A 17753-nucleotide genomic window follows, 5' to 3' on the forward strand; every position below is an offset into this window, starting at 1 on the left:
ATTTAAGACCTAGTAAGATGTCAACAAAACAAGAAAAAATAAACAGCTTTGATCCATCTCAACCTGGATTAGCAGATGCTACTATATATGGTTTACCATTTACCCAACAAGAAAGTGATATTATAATTTTACCTGTGCCTTGGGAGGTTACAGTAAGTTATGGTAATGGTACTTCACAAGGGCCTGAGGCTATTTTAGAGGCTTCTTATCAAGTAGACCTTTTACATCAACAATATCCTGATTTATGGAAATTAGGTATATATATGGATGATAAGGAGTCTGAGCTTGCAGAGCAAAGCCAAAAGTACAAAGAGTTAGCTCAACCGATTATCGAGCTATTGGAAAATGGAGAGGATATTGCTGATCATCCGGCATTACAAAAAGATTTAGATGCCATTAACCAGGCTTGTGCTAAGATGAATCAAGAGGTAGAGGACAGAACTTCTCATTGGCTTTCTCAGGGTAAACAAGTAGTTTTATTAGGTGGAGACCACAGTACGCCTTTAGGGTACTATAAAGCTATGGCTAAACACCACCAGGAGTTTGGTATTTTGCATTTTGATGCCCATATGGATTTAAGAGATGCTTATGAAGGATTTACTTATTCCCATGCTTCTATTATGTTTAATACATTAAAGCAAATTCCACAAGTGAGCAAAATTGTACAAATTGGTATTCGCGATTTTTGTCAACAAGAAGCAGAAGTGGTTTTATCTTCAGACAATAGAGTGTTAGTGCATACAGATATGGACTTAAAGCAACAAGAATTCACAGGAGTATCTTGGCATCAAAAATGTGATCAGATTATTCAAAGCCTACCAAATAAAGTAGTGGTTAGTTTTGATATTGATGGGTTACTACCATGGTATTGTCCAAATACAGGGACACCAGTTCCTGGAGGATTGACCTTTGAACAATCTACTTATATGTTAAGTCAGTTAGCTAAATCTGGTAAACAGATTATAGGAATGGACTTAGTGGAGGTTGCTCCTGGTGAACAAGGAGATGATTGGGATGGTAATGTTGGTGCACGTTTATTGTTCCATATGTGTGGAGCTATGGCAAGTTCTCAAAAAATGCAAGTTGGTAATGAAATAGTATTTCCAAAATAATCTATTTCTAACGATATAATATACAGAGCTCTTTGGGGGATAACCCAGAGCTCTGTTTTTTTTAATAATAGGTTTTTAACCTTTTAAGAAAGATAAGTAAGACACATGTTTTGCTTATAAACTTAAAGTAAGTATGAATTCAAGTATTGCAATTGTTGGAAGTGGTTTAGTAGGGGTAGCCCTAGCAATTACTTTAAAACAAAGAGGGTTGGATGTAGTGGTCTATGATAAAAGCAAAGATATACGCCAGATAGATTTTAAGGGACGTTCTATTAATTTGGCTCTTTCTCATAGGGGGTGGAAGTTATTGGAACACCTAGGTATAGACCAAGAGATCCGAGAAATAGGTATTCCCATGTCGCAGCGAGCTATACATATGGCTGATGAACAGGTAAAATACCAACCCTATGGAATGAATAAGGAAAGTATATGGGCTTTGTCTAGGTCGGAGTTTAATAAGAAACTTATTGATATTGCCATTCAAAGAGGTGTTGTTTTTCAATGGGAAACTCCCATCTGGGATATAGACTTGGACAAGGGGTTACTTTATACGGCTACTTTGGAGCAAGACAAATGGGAGTCTATTGCTCACCAGGTAATTTTCGGTGCTGATGGAGCCTATTCTAAGGTAAGGGCCCGTTTACAACGTCAAAGTAGATTCGAATACCAACAATCCTATTTGTCTCTAGGATATAAAGAGTTAGTTATTAGTCCTTCTAAAGAGGGTAAAGCGCTACTAGATCCTAATTCGTTTCATATTTGGCCTCGCAAAGACTTTATGTTAATTGCTCTAGCAAATACGGATAACTCTTTTACATGTACTTTGTTTATGGCTTATAAAGGAGATGTTTCCTTTGAGAGCATTCAAAGCCCAGGTCAAGTAGAGGAATTTTTCACTACCCATTTTCCTGATATTGTTAGATTGATTCCTTCTTATGATAAGATGTATAAAAATAATCCTGTAAACTCTCTAGTAACAACCAAGTGTTTTCCATGGATTCACAAAGATAAAGTTGCGTTAATTGGAGATGCTGCTCATGCTATGGTACCTTTTTATGGACAAGGTTTAAACGCAGGCTTAGAGGATGTTTTTATTCTAAATAAAATTATGGATGAAAATGCCCCTGAAGACTGGAGTAAGGTTTTTATAGAGTATCAACAACAAAGGAAACCAAACGCTGATGCTATTTGTGAACTATCCGATCGAAACTTTCAAGAGATGAGCGAGCATACTGCCGATGATAGCTTTTTACTTCGCAAGAGAATAGAAACGGATTTTGCTAAAGCTTATCCAGATCTTTGGTTGCCTTTATACGATATGGTTACTTTTAGTGATCACAGTTATAAAAGTGCTTTAGAACTTGGAAATAAGCAAAGAATTATCATGGATAAAATTATGAATCTTGCAGATGTTGAAAAGCAATATAAGCAAGGTACCTTATTAGATAAAATCAAAGATTTAGTATAAAAAAAGAAGGAGTTGTTTTTTTTTGATTGAGTTCAAAATAAGACAACTCTTTTTTTTATGTATTATAACCTGGGATATCTAAGGTGTTTGTTATAACAACAAGCACAATGTTTCTAAAGTGTATCTACATTATTAAGGAATGGTCAATAATAGGAATCAGATAAAGGTTATTAAGCATATCTATATACATTTGTCACGCCAAAAAGTAGAAGGATAGCCTAAGAGTAAACTCTTGTGATAAGAGAGGTTTTTAAGTAAGCAAAAGGTTAGTTTTTATAAAGACCTTACTTGTTTTAGTAATGCGGTGTGGTCTTAGGTAGGGATGTAAAAAGCAATGCTTTAGCGTTTTCACTACTTCAAAAGGACCTTTAGAACAAGTAAAATATCCTCAAAAGTAGAGACTGTTGGTGAAAAAAATATTTTTTTAAAAAAATATACGCTCTATTTTTTGCCTATAAATGGCAAGATATTTCTTGAAAATTGAAATTTTACTTACTGAGTATTTTATTATTTTTTAAGGTTTACTTTGAAATACTATTAATATATTTTGGTAAAAATGTTTTTGCATCGGAAAAATTTCGAATTTTCAAGTAAATAGCATAAGTAAGGAATTTCCAAAGGATTGAGTTAAAAGCCTTAATGGGGTTTCAAAGGATTTTAAAATATAGTAAAAAGGGATGAAAAAATATTTTTTTATCTTAAAAATAAACCTCAATTTGCGGAATCATTTTTCAACAATAAGGCCATTTAGCCTACAGCTTGCAAAAGCAGTGAATACAATAGTTGATATAAAAAACATAAAATACTATTAAAGTTCATTTTTGATAAAAAATGGGTATCATTGCTGAAATATTGTTTTTTGTATAGGCTGTAAATGTTAAAATTGAAAGTAGTGTAAAAAAGATAGTGGTATATTTGAAATAGACTTGTTATCTTTACCCATGCTTAACATTTTATTTAGAATCTTAAGCAAGGCAAAAAGAATAAAACTACATGAGGGTGATAAAAATTAAAAATATTGTTTTTAATTTTTTTATTTCGTGTAAAAACATAAATTTGCGACTCTCATCAGTTGTAAGTGAGAAAAAAAGAAAAATAAGTAATAATTGAAAAAAAGAATTAAATTTTAAAAAGATGACAAACGTATCAAACGAATTAGTTGAGAAAAAAAGTTCTGGCTCAGGAGCAAGTAGAGTAATTGCATCATTAGCAGTAGTTTTTTGTGTGGTTTTTGGAGCACTTATTTGGAACTATGTAATGGGTAGTCCATCTAACTTCGAAAATGGTGACCCAGAAGGACACCCACTTCCAGGAAATATCTTAGGTTTATTTTATAAAGGAGGTCCAGTTGTTGCTTTATTAATTGGATTAATGACAATGACAGTGGTTTTCTCTATCGAAAGATTTTTCGTAATCTCTAAAGCTGCAGGAAAAGGAAACATTGGAAAATTTGTTGCAAGTGTTCAACAAGATATCAACCAAGGAAGAATTAAAGAAGCAATGGAAGCTTGTGATGCACAACAAGGTTCAGTAGCAAACGTGATTAAAGCTGGTTTAATCAAGTACGAAGAAATGAAGAAAGAAGGTTTCTCAAGTGAGGAAGCTACTGAAGCAATTCAAAAAGAAATCGAAGAGGCAACTACATTAGAGATGCCAATGTTAGAAAGAAATATGATCGTTTTAGCAACATTAGTATCAATTGGTACATTAGTGGGGTTATTAGGAACAGTAACAGGGATGATTAAAGCGTTCTCGGCTTTAGCTACATCAGGTACTCCAGATTCAGCTGCATTAGCAACTGGTATTTCTGAGGCGTTAATTTGTACTGCTACAGGTATTGGTACTTCTACATTAGCTATTGTTATGTATAACTCATTCACTACTAAAATTGATAGATTAACTTATTCTATTGACGAGGCTGGTTTTGCTATTACTCAATCTTACAGAAGATTCAAAGGTTTAGTAAAATAATTTCGAACAAAGAATAATATATTAATATCCAATTATTTATCTGCTTTAAGATAAATATTGGATTAATTTAAACTATCAATGGCAAAAGGTAAAATGAAAAAGAAGAGTATGGGAGTGGATATGACCGCGATGTGTGACGTGTCATTCTTACTACTTACCTTCTTCGTATTAACTTCTACAGCGAAACTTCCGGAGCCATTACCTGTTGATACACCTAGTTCAACTGTTCAAACTAAATTACCTGAGAGTAATTTAGCAACAATAACTTTAGGTGATGATAAGGTTTTCTTTGGAGTTTTAGGAAGAGAAGATCGTATTGCAACCCTGGAAGAAATGGGTACTATTTACGGTATAGAATTTAATGATAAAGAGAAAGAAGCTTTTTCTTATTTAGAGGGATTTGGAGTACCAATGAACGAACTAAAAAGTTTCTTAAACCTGCCAGCAGATGTTAGAAATAAAACGTCTGCCGATCAAATAGGTGTTCCTACTGATTCTTTAAATAATCAATTAAAGGATTGGGTTAGAAGTGCACGTGTGGCTGCTAAGAATAAAAACAACCTTGTTCTAAACATCGCTATTAAAGGAGATGCTGACGAATCTTTCCCACATGTTAAAAATGTGATGGACATTCTTCAAGAGCAAAGAGTTAATAAATTCTTCTTAGTTACTGGACTTAGAAATGAGGATTTTTAATCATTAAAAAAACTGTAAATGGCTGAATTAAATACTGGTGGGTCTAAGGGTAAAGACACAAAAGTAAGAAGTAAGAAGCAGAACGCTGGTGTTGACTTAACAGCAATGGTGGACTTAGCATTCTTATTGATTACCTTCTTTATGCTTACCACATCTATGAATAAGCCCCAGTCTATGAACTTAGCAATGCCAGATAAAGCGGATGCTACTAAAGAAGACGATAAAACCAAAGTAGATGAGAATCGTACATTAACGATCCTACTTGGGGCTGATAATAAAATTATATGGTACATGGGTATGCCTCATGAACCAATCGAAGGACCAAACGATACATCTTATGGAAAAGCTGGTATACGTCAAGTATTACTAGGTAAAGAAAAGCAAGCAATTGCTTATTCACAAGATCCTGAAAAAGGTTTAATCGTTATTATCCGCGCTAGTGAAAACGCTAACTACCGTAACTTAATTGACATTTTAGATGAAATGGCAATTACTGGAGTTAAGTCTTACGCAATTGTGGATATTACCGATGCAGATTTAGAATTCTTAGGTGAACAGAAATAGTTAACGTCCTAACGGAAAAACAAGAAATTATGTCAAAATTAAATATCTTTAAAAAAGATTGGATTGATATTGTCTTCGAAGGTCGTAACAAATCTTACGGAGCTTATGAATTGCGATCTAAAGACCCAAAAGTGACTACTTTATCGTTATTGGCAGGTATGGCAGTATTTGGTATATTGCTAGCTTCTCCAATGTTAATTGATATTGCAAAAGGTACTTTTGGAGTTAAAAAGGTGAAGGTTTATGATGAGGTTTTAGAAATAAAAGACATCAACTTACCACCACCAATAGAGGAATTACCTCCTCCTCCAATAGAGGAAGAATTACCTCCACCACCTCCACCAGAGGTAAAGAGTGTGAACGACCAGAAAAAGTTTACAGAACCTGAGGTTACTAAGAAAGAAGAAGTAGTCGAAGAAATTGCAAAACAGGAAGAATTCGAAGGTGACGTAGATCCAGGAGCAAAAGATGCTGAAGGAGATAAAGAGCAAGGAGAAATTAAAACTGGAGATGCAACAGGAGATGCAAACAAAGATGATGTACCAGAGGTAGATGTAAATCAAATTTTTGATGCTGTACAACAAACTGCTCAATACCCAGGAGGGATGGGAGCGTTTAACAAGCTTTTCATTAGTAGATTTAGAACTCCAGATATCGATTCAGGAACTAAACAAATTCGTGTAATTGTTCAGTTTATTGTTGAGGTGGATGGTTCATTAACAGATATCAAGGTTCTTCGTGACCCTGGATATGGAGTTGGTAAAGAGGCTATTCGTGTATTAAATGCAATGCCGAAGTGGTCTGCTGCTCAACAAAACGGTAGAAACGTACGTTCTCGTTTTACCTTACCAATTACAATTCGCGTACAATAATTTATTAGTATGTTGAACAATAAATTTAAACAGAAATCGCCTTTACAGCGATTTCTGTTTGTTTTCGGATTATTCTTTTTCGTACTTTATCTAGGTTTAGGATGCATGTTTATTCTTTGGAAGGATATGCCTTTAACCCTTGATTATACTTCTAGAGCTCTTTTTGGAGGAGTATTAATCATCTATGGGGTATTTAGATTCTATCGATTATGGAATAAGTAAAAAAGCAATAAAGCACTTTTAAAAGCTTCTCTTTAATAAAAGAGAAGCTTTTTTTGATTAGTCTTCTTTGTAAATGCGTTAAAAACATATTTACACTAAGAAAAGATTTATTTTATTGCTTATCTTTATGATTATTAAATGCAAGAAAAAACCAATTTTTGGTTTTAAAAACACTAGAAATGAATAAAAGTATACAAAGAAGGACGTTTGTTCTTTGCCTAAGCCTATGTATAGGGCTTTTTTTTAGCCAATGTAAAGACTATAAACAACAAGTAGTAGTACCTTCAGAAGAGTTGGATTTTAGTCAAATAGCAGAAACTCCAGTCAGTGGACAAACTAGCATATTAGTAGAAGAAAGTATTTTCCCAATAGTGGAAGATGTCACTATATTATTTGAACATGAGTACAATAGAGCTAAGATTGATTTAGTGCAAACTTCTCAAGCGCAAGCTTTACATTTATTATTGAATGACTCCATTCGTATTGCTGTTTTGCCTAGAACTTTGAATGAGCAGGAAATGGCGCTTTTAGAAGGACGTGTAGTTCCTAAGCAGACTCATTTTGCAAGCGACGCTATAGTGTTTGTAGCTAATAAATCTTTCCAAGATTCTATTGTGGATTACCAGAAAATCATTAAAAATTTACAAAGAAAGGGTTCTTCTTTAGATCAAGGGGTGCAACTTAGTCAAGAAATAGACAAAGATCCAATATTGGTTTTTGATAGCTATAATTCCGCTGTATCGAGTTTTTTCCGCCAACAAACCAATAGCGAAGATTTCCCTAAAGATTATGCCTACTTTTTAGCCAATACCCAGGAGGTAATTGACTATGTTAATAAAACGCCTAACGCTATAGGAGTTATTGGATTAAATTGGTTAACCCAACCAAGTGAAGATATCGACAAACAATTGAAAAATGTAAAGGTTTTAGGAGTTAAGAATCCTAACGATGGAAAGTACTATAAAGCTACTCAGAATAATATTGCTACCAAAGATTATCCTTTAACTAGAGATTTATATATCATCGACCTACAAGGGAAGAATGGTTTGGGCTTAGGTTTTGCATCTTATGTTGCAGGATACAAAGGTCAAAGAGTTGTTTTAAAATCCGGTTTAGTACCCTTTAAAACGCCAACTCGTGAACTTGTGGTAAGACAATCATTGTAACCATTAAATATCTACCATATATGTTGAAAAATAAAAGATTATTAAGTGTAGGTATACTTGCTTTACTATCAAGTATGTCTACTTTGACGGCGCAAGACTTACCACAAGCTTTAAAAGCTATGGATAATGGTCAATTGCAACAGGCTAAAAGCATGTTAGAAGAGTTAATTAAGCAAAACCCTACTTCGGGTATTAATTATTATTATTTAGGCGATCTTTATTTAAAACAAAACCAGGTAGATTCTGCTAAAACTATCTTTAAAGAAGGATTAGAACTAAAAGACAATGGGTCTTTAAATTATATTGGACTCGGACAAATTGATTTATTGAATAAAGATGCGCAAGGTGCTATATTGAATTTTGCAAAAGCTCAAAGTAAAATCAAGAGAAAAGATTACGATCAAAAATTACTCGTTGCTCAAGGTTATTTAACGGGAGAGAACCCAAACTACGATATGGCTATTAGTATTGCTAATGAAGTCTTGCAAGATGATGTGCAAAATTCTAATGCATTTCATGTTTTAGGACAAGGGCTTTTAGGTAAAGGGGAGGTTCAGCCAGCTTATGATAATTTCAGACATGCTGTTGCCACTAACCCTGAGAATAATGCTGCGAAGTTAGCTTTGAGTCTTATTCTACAAAAATCTGGTAGTTATAGCCAAGCAAGTAGCCAATTAGAACAGCTTATCCAAAGTGATCCTAGTTTTTTACCTGCCTATAAAGCTTTAGGAGATACTTACTATCACTGGTCTTTAAAGGACAAGGGACAAAGTAGCGCTTTGCAAGCAAAAGCAGCTAAAGCTTATCAAGAATATAGCACTAAGAACCCATCAGATATTTCTGCAACGCAGGATTACGTAACGTTTTTATTAGATACTTCTACTCCTAGCAAAGCTATTGTTCTTTTGGATCAGCTAGCCTCTAAGGAATCTGGCGATGCTAACTGGACAGCTTTTATAGGGCAGTCTTACTATAAAGCAGGGGATTATTCTAAGGCAATAAGTTTTTTACAAAAGAATCTAGGACAAAGCCAAGGGGCTTCCCCAGAGGTATATTTTACTTTAGGTAGTAGTTATTTATTGGATACTTCTAATGGAGAGCAAAACCAGCAAAAAGCCTATGAGTATTTAAATAAAGCTATTTCACTGGATAAAAATACTAGCTCAGAGTTTAACACTCTAGGTGTTAGTTTATTTAGATCTAAAGAGTACCAAAAAGCTATAGAAGTATTTAAGATTGCTACAACGGATAAAACTGGAAGTAATTATGCAATCGATTTATATTATATCGGTTTGTGTTATTATTCTTTAGCTGACCAAGGTGAGCAAGACCAAACAAATTATGTAGCTCAGGCCACCAAGTATTTCGATGCTTGTTTACAAAGTAATCCTTCTATCGGGGAGGCTAATTTTTATAAAGCTAGAGCAAATCGATTAATAAGTGAAGATCCTGCTAATTACCAACTGGTATTTGAGGCATATGATAATTATGTAAATCAATTTAGAAAGTCAGAGCAATTACCAGATAAAACCGATACTGCTCGTTTAATTGAAGCTTATAATTGGTTAGGTAGCTATTATGCTAATAGCGATCAAAAACAAAAAGCGATAGAGTCGTTTAATATGACTTTAGGATTAGATAACACCAATGAATATGCCTTGAAAACAATACATGCTTTAGATGGTATGTAAAAGCGTATAAGCGAAGGGTAATGTGCTGTTTATAGGGAAAGTTTTTTTTGATTTTATTAAAACTTTTGAGTTGGAATAAAGCGTATCTTTGCAACTTTTACAAACAAGTACAATGCTAAAACAACAGGTAAATACCGAATTAGAAAAAGGGGAGGTTCTCCCATTAATGGAGGAGTTTTACACCATTCAAGGAGAGGGATATTATAGTGGGCATGCAGCCTATTTTATTCGTCTAGGTGGGTGCGATGTTGGTTGTCACTGGTGTGACGTTAAAGAAAGCTGGGATGCAGAGCTTCATCCTTTAACCAAAGTAGATACAATAGTTGCTAGTGCAAGTAAACAAGCTAAACTAGCTGTAATTACTGGAGGAGAGCCTTTGATGTATAACTTAGATTATCTTACCAAAGAGCTTAAAGCAAAAGGAATGCAGACAAATATTGAAACCTCAGGAGCTTATGAATTAAGTGGAGATTTTGATTGGATATGTCTTTCCCCTAAGAAAGCTAAATTACCAACCCAGAGTGTATACGATGCGGCCAATGAACTAAAAATAATTGTTTATAATAACCATGATTTTATTTTTGCCGAGCAACAAGCAAGTAAAGTAAATCCTGATGCACTTTTACTTTTACAAGTAGAATGGAGTAAGAGACATGAAATGGGGCCACTAGTAATAGAATATGTAAAGAATAATCCAAAATGGAAAATTTCTGTACAAACCCATAAGTATTTAGATATTCCTTAATGCTTATTGTAAGTAGATATAAAAAGAAAAGCCTTCAAATTAATTTGAAGGCTTTTCTTTTTATATAGAATATCTCGTTGGCTTACTAATTACAAGGTCAATCTTGCTAGGTAGTCGTCCGAATCTCCTTGGTAGATTAATTCGCACTTTAATCCGTTGCCAAATGCAGCATTAGATAAAGTATTATAATCTAAATATAGCCATGGAAAAGATGGGCTAATTTGATTTTTATAACGAAGAGTAAAACTTAATTCTCCATAATAATCCTTGTCTTGCATAGGTATCCAAACACTACCATCAGGCTGTTTATCGAACATATAGATCAAGTCACAACTATCTATTAGTATTTGCCCGTTAGGCTGTAATAAGGACTTTAAATGGCTTAAGTATTGGCTAATGTTCTTTAAATAACCAAAAATTCCTGTACCATTCATTAAAAGTAGAATAGTATCAAATTTTTGGTCCTTTACCTCAAGTAGATCTATACACTGTGCATTGCTTATGCCTTGTAGTTTACAAGCTTCAATACTTTGGCTAGAGATATCAATAGGGTAGACCTCTAGGCCTTTTTTTTGTAAGTACAAGCTATGCGCACCTGCGCCACAACCTACATCAAGTATTTTGCCTTTAGCCATATCTAAAGCGAGCTGCTCTATTTTAGGCATTTGCTTATAGGTTCTAAACAAATAAGCTATTTCCATTACTTCTTCCTCTGAAATGTCTGTAGAGGTGAAAATGTCCTGCGGATTATTGTTGGTTTGGTAGTCTAAGATAGCCTGACCTAAAAGATCTTTCATGGGGTAAAATTTTATTGCAATTTTAATTCGGGTTTTGGTAAATTTGCATCCAAATAAATTTAGATGGATAAAATACTTAAGGACCTTGGTAGAAATGCCAAAGATAAGCATAACGAGAATAAAAAGTATTTAGATAAGCTAAAAAAGAAGCCGCCAAAGGATTTAGATTATCAAATGCAGGAGATTCACCAGAAAGTATTTGACAATACAGATTGTTTGAAGTGCGCCAATTGCTGTAAAACAACTGGTCCATTATTTACAAATGCGGATATTGAGCGAATAGCTAAGTATTTAAAAATGAAACCTCACCAATTTACTCAAAAGTATTTGAGAATTGATGAGGATAATGATTTCGTATTACAAAGTGTACCTTGCACCTTTTTAGATGCACAGAACTATTGTATGATCTATGATGTACGACCAAAAGCATGTAGGGAATATCCACATACAGATCGCAAGAAATTCAATCAAATCACTGATCTAACACTTAAAAATGTTAGTATTTGTCCAGCAGCTTTTGCTGTGGTGGAGCAGATGAAAAAGAAGATTATTTTAAAATAATAGACGTTTTTCAAGTATTAGATAAAGAAGTGTTCTTCTTCTAATACTTGAAGATCTTCCTCTGTAATATCTTCTATTCTTTCTCCCATATAGGAAACTAATTCTAAGATTGCATTTTTCAACTTTTCAAAAAATGCCACGGCATTAGATAAATATCCTTTAATTATGTTAAATAGGTCTAGAATTCTATCCACAAATGCCAATATGCGGTCTTGTATGCTCATAATTATTCGTTTTTGATTGTCTTAGTCTCAAATATAAAGCTTTTTGAGAGAAAGAGTGGATAAAATGTACTAAATTTTATTGAATTATTCTAGCCATTCTTTAAAATTATTTATTAAGTTTTTACTTACCAATATGCTTTCGTTCTCCTGTATATTAGGTTGTAAAATGAGCTCTACTTTTTGCGAAGAATGCCTAATTATTTCTAAGATAGACTTTCTTTGGATAATATATTTTCTATTTATTTTAAAAAAATCACCTTCGTTTAATTTACCTATTACTCCCTTGATTGTATCATTATAGATATACGTTTTATTATCCAAAGTAGTAATGAAAAGATGTTTACCTTGAGCAAAAAAATAGGCAATCTCTGCAGCTTCAATTGATTTCAATTTATGTCCTAAGTGAACTAGAAATCTGGTTTTATAACTTTCTTGCTGGTCTTTATCTAGGCTTGATAGAGCCTCTAAGGTATTATTGTGTTGGAAACTTTGTGTAATGCTTTTGAATTTATTTAAGGCATCTAAAAGCTCTTGCTCGCTAAAGGGTTTTAGGATATAATCAATGGTAAATTGTTTGAAAACTTGAATAGCATAGGAGTCATATGCCGTTACAAAGATGATAGGGCAACTTATGTCTACAGATTCAAAAATCTCTAAACTTTTACCATCTCCAAGATGGATATCCATAAATAATAAATCTACCGTTTGTTCACTTAGATAAGCAATGGATTCCTTTACACTAGGCAATATGGTAATGGAATCAATGGGTAAAATAGTTTGCCTGTGAAGAAGTGTTTTTAAGTAAGCACTTGCTAGGCTTTCATCTTCAATAAGGGCTATTTTCATTGGTCTAATACATTTATTTTGTGTAAAAGTAACCATTTTCTACTTAGGGTAGAAAAAAGCCAAAAAAAAACTACTCTGGCTAGGAGTAGTTTTTTTAAGGGGGTTAATTAGGGAATCTAATTTTGGCTATAAATATGGGTTGTTTTGTTTTGCTTTCTTAGGGAAATCTAAGGTATATCTTATGTCGTTTTCAAATAAGAAATAACTTTCACTTCCTAATTTGTGTTCGATTTGTTTTTGATTAGCTCTACGCAAATCAAACCATCTATGTCCTTCAAAGGCAAATTCTCTAAAACGCTCATCTAATAAATACTTTTTAAAAGAAACTGCATTCATTGAGCTGATTTTAGCTTGCTCTTTAGCAAATCCCTGTGGAGTATAACGATTAACTAAAAGTTGCTCTAGAGTCTGCTTGGCTTGGTCTAATTGCTCTAGCTCAAGAAGAGCTTCGGCTTTAATCATATACATTTCTGAAGTTCTAAAGCTAACTTTGTTTTGAGCTGTTCCAACTTTGTCAACGATATAATTGTTATCCCATCTTTTTACAAAAGACATTGCAAAACGCAAATCATTCTCTTGGTCAAAACTTTGGATAAGATCTGGTGATACAAGAATAGAAGCTCGTAGTCCACCATTTAAAGTTAACTCTAAAGCTTGAATAGACTCCACAGATGTAAAATCTGCTAAAGAAGTTAGGTCGCTATTTAAGTCTTGTAACTCACTTCTGTACTCTAATACCTTATTAGCGCTTTCTAAGGCTTTGTCATACCTTTTTTGGTATAAGTATACTCTTGCTTGTAACGCTAAAACACTCATTTTAGAAAAGCGGTAATTCTTTCCAGTTTGGTGCGCATCTATTTGTAAATGTTCTAAGGCTTTATCAATGTTTTTATGAATTTCTTCATATACTTTTTCCACAGAAGAAGGAGCCTTTTTCTTTTCAATTTGCACTTCGTCCTCTATTACGATACCTCTATCTAAAGAGGCTTGCGCTTGAGTGGTATAAGGTTTTGCATAAAGGTTAACTAAGTCAAAGTACACCATTGCTTTCATACCATAGGCCTCTCCTAGAAGTTGTTGTTTTTCCACGCCTTCTTCCATAGTATTAACTCCATTTAAAATAATAGAGTTAGAGTGGAAGATAGCCTTGTAAAAAGCCTCATATGGAAAATCACTTGTTAATCTATCTTGAGCTTGGTCTTTATAGATATAAATATCTCTAATGGTAAAGAAAGATTCCTCCTCTCCAGTTAATAAGAATACTTCATCGGTTCTTATCGAAGATAAGGACTTATGTTGTGGATAGGTCTCATAAGCGGTAAGAAAAAACTCTCTATACTCTTTTACTGACTTTGGGATTACTTGACCTTGTGGTTGAATATCTAGGAATTTATCACAGCTAGCTGTGGTAAAGACAATAGATAGTGCACAAAGCATTTTATATATTTTTTTCATTGTTCTAGCTTTCTAAAAAGTTACATTTAATCCAATAGATACTGACTTTTGGATCGGTTGAGCGTAAATATTACCGTAAGTTTCTGGGTCAAAATACCCATTATAGTTACTACCGAATACAAAAAGGTTTCTAGCCTCAATGTTAACACGCGCATTGCTAATTCTTACTTTATCTAGCATAGCTTGTGGGAAATTATAACCTAAACGAATACTACTAATTCTAAGGTAGCTAATTTCTTTTGCCCAAATATCTAAGTATTTATAAGCATTACCATTATCTAAACCTCCGAAGAATTTAGTAAGCATATAGTTGTCTGTTCCGTCAAAGGCATCATCTCCAGTTATACCTGGTAATGTTCCATTTGGATTTTGTGGGCTCCAGATATTAAGTACATCTTTTGTGTAATTTCTTCCTGGATCAACAAAAGCACTTTCATAACTTGGCTGACGTAAAATTGTTTGCTTCAAGTTAAAGGCTGCTGAGATAGTTAAATCAAAGTTCTTATATCTGAAATTATTAATAATCCCTCCAGTGAACTTTGGATCATTATCTCCTTTGTAAGTAAATAGATCTCTATATTCTTCAGGAGTTAATTCCGATGTAACCATATACCCTGGTAAGAAATCTGCCCAGGCATCTTTTAATTTGAAAAGCTCAACACCACTTACTTTTTGGTCTCCTTTCCAGAATAGTAAATTACCATTGTCATCTAAACCAGCTGTTTTAATAACAAAAACAGAGTTAACCGGTCTTCCTTCTCTAGATGGGTAGTAATCGTTATCTCCAACTTGGATTCTATCTACTCTACTTACGTTTTTAGCAAAGTTGATAGTAGTTGTCCAGTTAAAGTCTTGGTTAGCGATATTTCTTGTACTTAAAGAAACCTCAAAACCTTTGTTTGTAACTTGAGCCCAGTTCATATTAGTAAACTCAAATCCTGTTTCTAATGGAAGAGCTTTAAGTCCAATTAAATCTGTACTCTTTCTGTTGTAAATATCAAAAGCGACAGATACTCTGTTGTTAAATGCTCCAAGGTCAAAACCAAAGTTAGTATTGGTTGTTTTCTCCCAACGAAGTGTTCCGTTTGGCGCATTGTTTACTGCAATACTTCCTTCAGGATATCCAGGTAAAATAGTAGACATTTTATATTCTCCAATTAAGAATGGAGAAGTAGTACGGTCAATATTTCCTTGTAAACCATAAGAAGCTCTTAAGCGTAGATTAGAAATAATATCTTGGTTTTGCATGAATTTCTCATTACTTACTAACCAAGAACCTGAGATAGCCCATAGTGGAACATATCTATATTTAGGATCTACTCCAAAAAGGTTAGAACCGTCATATCTAACACTTCCAAATACAGTATATCGTCTGTCGTAAGTATAGGAAGCAGTACCAAAGAAAGAAGCATAAGCATTCTCAATTCTACCTTTTTTATAGGTTTCATATTTTTTTTCTGTAGCAAAATCTGTCCCTATTGGGAAGATAATTGGCTTAGAAGTAAGAGTATTGGCATCATATCCAAAACCTTTGGTTTTAATTTGAGTACGGTCCTCTTTTCTAATTTCCATACCAGCCATTACATCTAGCTCATGTACGTCGTTAAATACAGTGTTGTAGTTTAACATTGTCTTCCAGTTATATTGGAAGAAATCATCGGACAAGTTTTCAATAATTCCACCATCTGGCAAGAAGTATTTCATTTCTTTACTAGCACTGTCATAGTATCTAGTACCTTGACGGAACTTTCTTGTACCATAGGTATCTTGAGATTGATACTTTTCTGTATTGCTATCGTCTAATTGTAAACCTAATTGAGTAGTAAGTTTTAAATCATCAATAATTTGATAATTAAGGTCAAATACTGCTTTGATAGATTTGTTAGTCAATTTATACTTAGAATTGTTTCTCTCCTCTAAAAAGTTAAAAGGAATATAGTAATCCTCCGAACCTAAGATATCTGGATCGTAAACATATCCACCATTTGCATCAAAAGGTTGTAAATATGGATTTACGTTTCTTGAATAGTTTGCAGGGTTAACATTAGCATCTATATCCGAGATAAAGCTAGATCTATTGCTCTGAGACGCAAAAATCGCAGCTCCGAACTCTAGTTTGTCTGTTAATTGGTAGTTGTTTTTAAATGTTAAGTTGTAACGCTCAAAACCAGTACCGATAGTAGCACCTTGCTCATCAAAATATCCCAAAGAGAAGTAGTAATCCGATTGATCTGTACCTCCAGAGATATTAACTCCATATTGTTGGTTAACTGTTGAGCGGTATAGTAATTTATCCCACTGTGTATTGATGTCTCTTAGCTGGTTAATTCTATCTAAAGTAGAAGTAGATAAACCTGCTAATCCGTTATTTCTAAAACTTTGTAATTCTCCAGTTTGATTTAATATTCTACTGATTTCTCCTTGTCCTGTACGTAAATGATTGATATCAGAACGCGATGCCAACATTAATTCAAAGTCCACTTTTTCAGAAGCGTTCATTAAATTTAATTTATTGAAATCAGGTCTTTCATTAATAAAGGTATTTGCGGTAAAGTTAACGCGCATTTGCCCTTTTTTTCCTCTTTTAGTAGTAACTAAAATTACACCATTAGCTGCTCTTGCACCATAAATAGCTGTAGCAGAAGCATCCTTTAAGATAGTGATGTCTTGAATATCATCTGGGTTTAATCCAGCGATAGAATAGTTTTGTAATTGGTCAATATTATCTTTGTCATTAAAGTTTGGAACATCATTCCCCTCTAATGGCATACCATCTACAACCCAAAGCGGGTCCTGAGGACCATTTAAAGAAGCAGTACCACGTATTCTAATTTTTGCAGGTGCTCCAGGAGCTCCTGTTTGATTTAATACAGCCATACCAGCTACTTGTCCTTGTAACATATTATCTACAGTTGCTACTCCGTATTGGTCAATAGCATCCATTCCAATTTGTGCTACAGCACTAGTTAACTTTCTTTTTTCAATGGTTTGGTAACCTGTAATAACTACTTCATCCATCATATTGTCATCGTATCCCAACACAATAGTATAGTGAGTAGCTGAACCTAATTGCACTAATTTAGATTCGTAGCCCATAAAGCTAACGCGCAATGCTTTTGCATTGGCAGGAACCTCTAAAGAGAAGTCTCCATCGTAATTTGTGATTGTACCTATAGAGGTACTTTCTATGATTCCTTGGTGAGTGGTTTCATTGGAAACACTTTGGGTTTCTACAATTACCGATGCACCTGGTAGGCCTAGTTTGTCTGCGGAATCAAGAACAATACCTGTAATTATTCTAGGTTGCTGTGCAAAGGCAACACTACAAATTAACAGAGTAAATAAAAGAAAAAATTTCTTCAT

The 17753-nt window shown here is 33.9% G+C and carries 16 protein-coding genes; 11 read left to right on the forward strand and 5 right to left on the reverse strand.

The window, feature by feature from the left end; all coding sequences use genetic code 11:
* Nucleotides 1-17: 17 nt before the first annotated feature.
* From ACYSNM_RS01975 to ACYSNM_RS02020, 10 genes are all read left to right on the forward strand, one after another.
* Nucleotides 18-1112 carry an agmatinase family protein gene (locus ACYSNM_RS01975; protein ID WP_461755408.1) on the forward strand — a complete coding sequence of 365 codons (1095 nt, stop codon included), beginning with the start codon at nt 18-20 and terminating at the stop codon, nt 1110-1112.
* Nucleotides 1113-1245: 133 nt separating this feature from the next.
* The gene (locus ACYSNM_RS01980; RefSeq protein ID WP_461755409.1) at nt 1246-2580 is read left to right on the forward strand and encodes an FAD-dependent oxidoreductase; all 1335 of its coding nucleotides are present in this window, start codon (nt 1246-1248) and stop codon (nt 2578-2580) included.
* Between the two features lie 1134 nt (nt 2581-3714).
* Nucleotides 3715-4551 carry a MotA/TolQ/ExbB proton channel family protein gene (locus ACYSNM_RS01985; protein WP_461754344.1) on the forward strand — a complete coding sequence of 279 codons (837 nt, stop codon included), beginning with the start codon at nt 3715-3717 and terminating at the stop codon, nt 4549-4551.
* A 78-nt stretch (nt 4552-4629) separates the two neighbouring features.
* On the forward strand, nt 4630-5247 hold the full coding sequence (locus ACYSNM_RS01990) for an ExbD/TolR family protein (RefSeq protein ID WP_461754343.1): 618 nt from the start codon (nt 4630-4632) through the stop codon (nt 5245-5247).
* Nucleotides 5248-5265: 18 nt separating this feature from the next.
* Nucleotides 5266-5811 carry an ExbD/TolR family protein gene (locus ACYSNM_RS01995; protein WP_461755410.1) on the forward strand — a complete coding sequence of 182 codons (546 nt, stop codon included), beginning with the start codon at nt 5266-5268 and terminating at the stop codon, nt 5809-5811.
* Nucleotides 5812-5840: 29 nt separating this feature from the next.
* Nucleotides 5841-6683, forward strand: coding sequence for an energy transducer TonB (locus ACYSNM_RS02000; protein ID WP_461755411.1), 843 nt, complete (start codon nt 5841-5843; stop codon nt 6681-6683).
* 9 nt (nt 6684-6692) lie between these two features.
* A complete protein-coding gene (locus tag ACYSNM_RS02005) occupies nt 6693-6905 on the forward strand; it encodes a hypothetical protein (RefSeq protein WP_461755412.1) in 213 nt (70 codons plus the stop codon).
* Nucleotides 6906-7084: 179 nt separating this feature from the next.
* Nucleotides 7085-8071: a PstS family phosphate ABC transporter substrate-binding protein gene (locus ACYSNM_RS02010; protein WP_461755413.1), complete on the forward strand. Its 987-nt coding sequence runs from the start codon at nt 7085-7087 to the stop codon at nt 8069-8071.
* 20 nt (nt 8072-8091) lie between these two features.
* Complete coding sequence (locus ACYSNM_RS02015; RefSeq protein ID WP_461755414.1) at nt 8092-9762, forward strand: tetratricopeptide repeat protein; 1671 nt, start codon at nt 8092-8094, stop codon at nt 9760-9762.
* Nucleotides 9763-9874: 112 nt separating this feature from the next.
* Nucleotides 9875-10507, forward strand: a complete 633-nt coding sequence (locus ACYSNM_RS02020; RefSeq protein WP_461754337.1) for a 7-carboxy-7-deazaguanine synthase QueE — start codon at nt 9875-9877, stop codon at nt 10505-10507.
* A gap of 89 nt (nt 10508-10596) precedes the next feature.
* Here ACYSNM_RS02020 and ACYSNM_RS02025 read toward each other — a convergent pair whose 3' ends face one another.
* A complete protein-coding gene (locus ACYSNM_RS02025) occupies nt 10597-11304 on the reverse strand; it encodes a class I SAM-dependent methyltransferase (RefSeq protein ID WP_461755415.1) in 708 nt (235 codons plus the stop codon).
* Nucleotides 11305-11367: 63 nt separating this feature from the next.
* Between ACYSNM_RS02025 and ACYSNM_RS02030 the strand changes: the two genes are divergently transcribed.
* Entirely contained in the window at nt 11368-11865 is a 498-nt protein-coding gene (locus ACYSNM_RS02030) for a YkgJ family cysteine cluster protein (RefSeq protein WP_461755416.1), read from the forward strand.
* Between the two features lie 17 nt (nt 11866-11882).
* On the opposite strand, the gene ACYSNM_RS02035 is transcribed toward ACYSNM_RS02030, so the two are convergent.
* From ACYSNM_RS02035 to ACYSNM_RS02050, 4 genes are all read right to left on the reverse strand, one after another.
* Nucleotides 11883-12089, reverse strand: a complete 207-nt coding sequence (locus tag ACYSNM_RS02035; RefSeq protein WP_461754334.1) for a hypothetical protein — start codon at nt 12087-12089, stop codon at nt 11883-11885.
* Between the two features lie 84 nt (nt 12090-12173).
* A complete protein-coding gene (locus ACYSNM_RS02040; protein ID WP_461755417.1) occupies nt 12174-12935 on the reverse strand; it encodes a LytR/AlgR family response regulator transcription factor in 762 nt (253 codons plus the stop codon).
* Nucleotides 12936-13061: 126 nt separating this feature from the next.
* Nucleotides 13062-14390, reverse strand: coding sequence for a RagB/SusD family nutrient uptake outer membrane protein (locus tag ACYSNM_RS02045; RefSeq protein WP_461755418.1), 1329 nt, complete (start codon nt 14388-14390; stop codon nt 13062-13064).
* 12 nt (nt 14391-14402) lie between these two features.
* Complete coding sequence (locus ACYSNM_RS02050) at nt 14403-17753, reverse strand: SusC/RagA family TonB-linked outer membrane protein (protein WP_461755419.1); 3351 nt, start codon at nt 17751-17753, stop codon at nt 14403-14405.

The organism is Myroides sp. LJL116, assembly GCF_054871685.1.

Bases quoted from the DNA above. Each gene is read 5' to 3' on its own strand.
- ACYSNM_RS01990 (WP_461754343.1), top strand. From the start codon at position 4,630: ATGGCAAAAGGTAAAATGAAAAAGAAGAGTATGGGAGTGGATATGACC.
- ACYSNM_RS02020 (WP_461754337.1), top strand. From the start codon at position 9,875: ATGCTAAAACAACAGGTAAATACCGAATTAGAAAAAGGGGAGGTTCTC.
- ACYSNM_RS02030 (WP_461755416.1), top strand. From the start codon at position 11,368: ATGGATAAAATACTTAAGGACCTTGGTAGAAATGCCAAAGATAAGCAT.
- ACYSNM_RS02015 (WP_461755414.1), top strand. From the start codon at position 8,092: ATGTTGAAAAATAAAAGATTATTAAGTGTAGGTATACTTGCTTTACTA.
- ACYSNM_RS02010 (WP_461755413.1), top strand. From the start codon at position 7,085: ATGAATAAAAGTATACAAAGAAGGACGTTTGTTCTTTGCCTAAGCCTA.
- ACYSNM_RS02040 (WP_461755417.1), bottom strand. From the start codon at position 12,935: ATGAAAATAGCCCTTATTGAAGATGAAAGCCTAGCAAGTGCTTACTTA.
- ACYSNM_RS01975 (WP_461755408.1), top strand. From the start codon at position 18: ATGTCAACAAAACAAGAAAAAATAAACAGCTTTGATCCATCTCAACCT.
- ACYSNM_RS02050 (WP_461755419.1), bottom strand. From the start codon at position 17,753: ATGAAGAAATTTTTTCTTTTATTTACTCTGTTAATTTGTAGTGTTGCC.
- ACYSNM_RS02000 (WP_461755411.1), top strand. From the start codon at position 5,841: ATGTCAAAATTAAATATCTTTAAAAAAGATTGGATTGATATTGTCTTC.
- ACYSNM_RS01985 (WP_461754344.1), top strand. From the start codon at position 3,715: ATGACAAACGTATCAAACGAATTAGTTGAGAAAAAAAGTTCTGGCTCA.
- ACYSNM_RS02005 (WP_461755412.1), top strand. From the start codon at position 6,693: ATGTTGAACAATAAATTTAAACAGAAATCGCCTTTACAGCGATTTCTG.
- ACYSNM_RS01995 (WP_461755410.1), top strand. From the start codon at position 5,266: ATGGCTGAATTAAATACTGGTGGGTCTAAGGGTAAAGACACAAAAGTA.
- ACYSNM_RS01980 (WP_461755409.1), top strand. From the start codon at position 1,246: ATGAATTCAAGTATTGCAATTGTTGGAAGTGGTTTAGTAGGGGTAGCC.
- ACYSNM_RS02045 (WP_461755418.1), bottom strand. From the start codon at position 14,390: ATGAAAAAAATATATAAAATGCTTTGTGCACTATCTATTGTCTTTACC.
- ACYSNM_RS02035 (WP_461754334.1), bottom strand. From the start codon at position 12,089: ATGAGCATACAAGACCGCATATTGGCATTTGTGGATAGAATTCTAGAC.
- ACYSNM_RS02025 (WP_461755415.1), bottom strand. From the start codon at position 11,304: ATGAAAGATCTTTTAGGTCAGGCTATCTTAGACTACCAAACCAACAAT.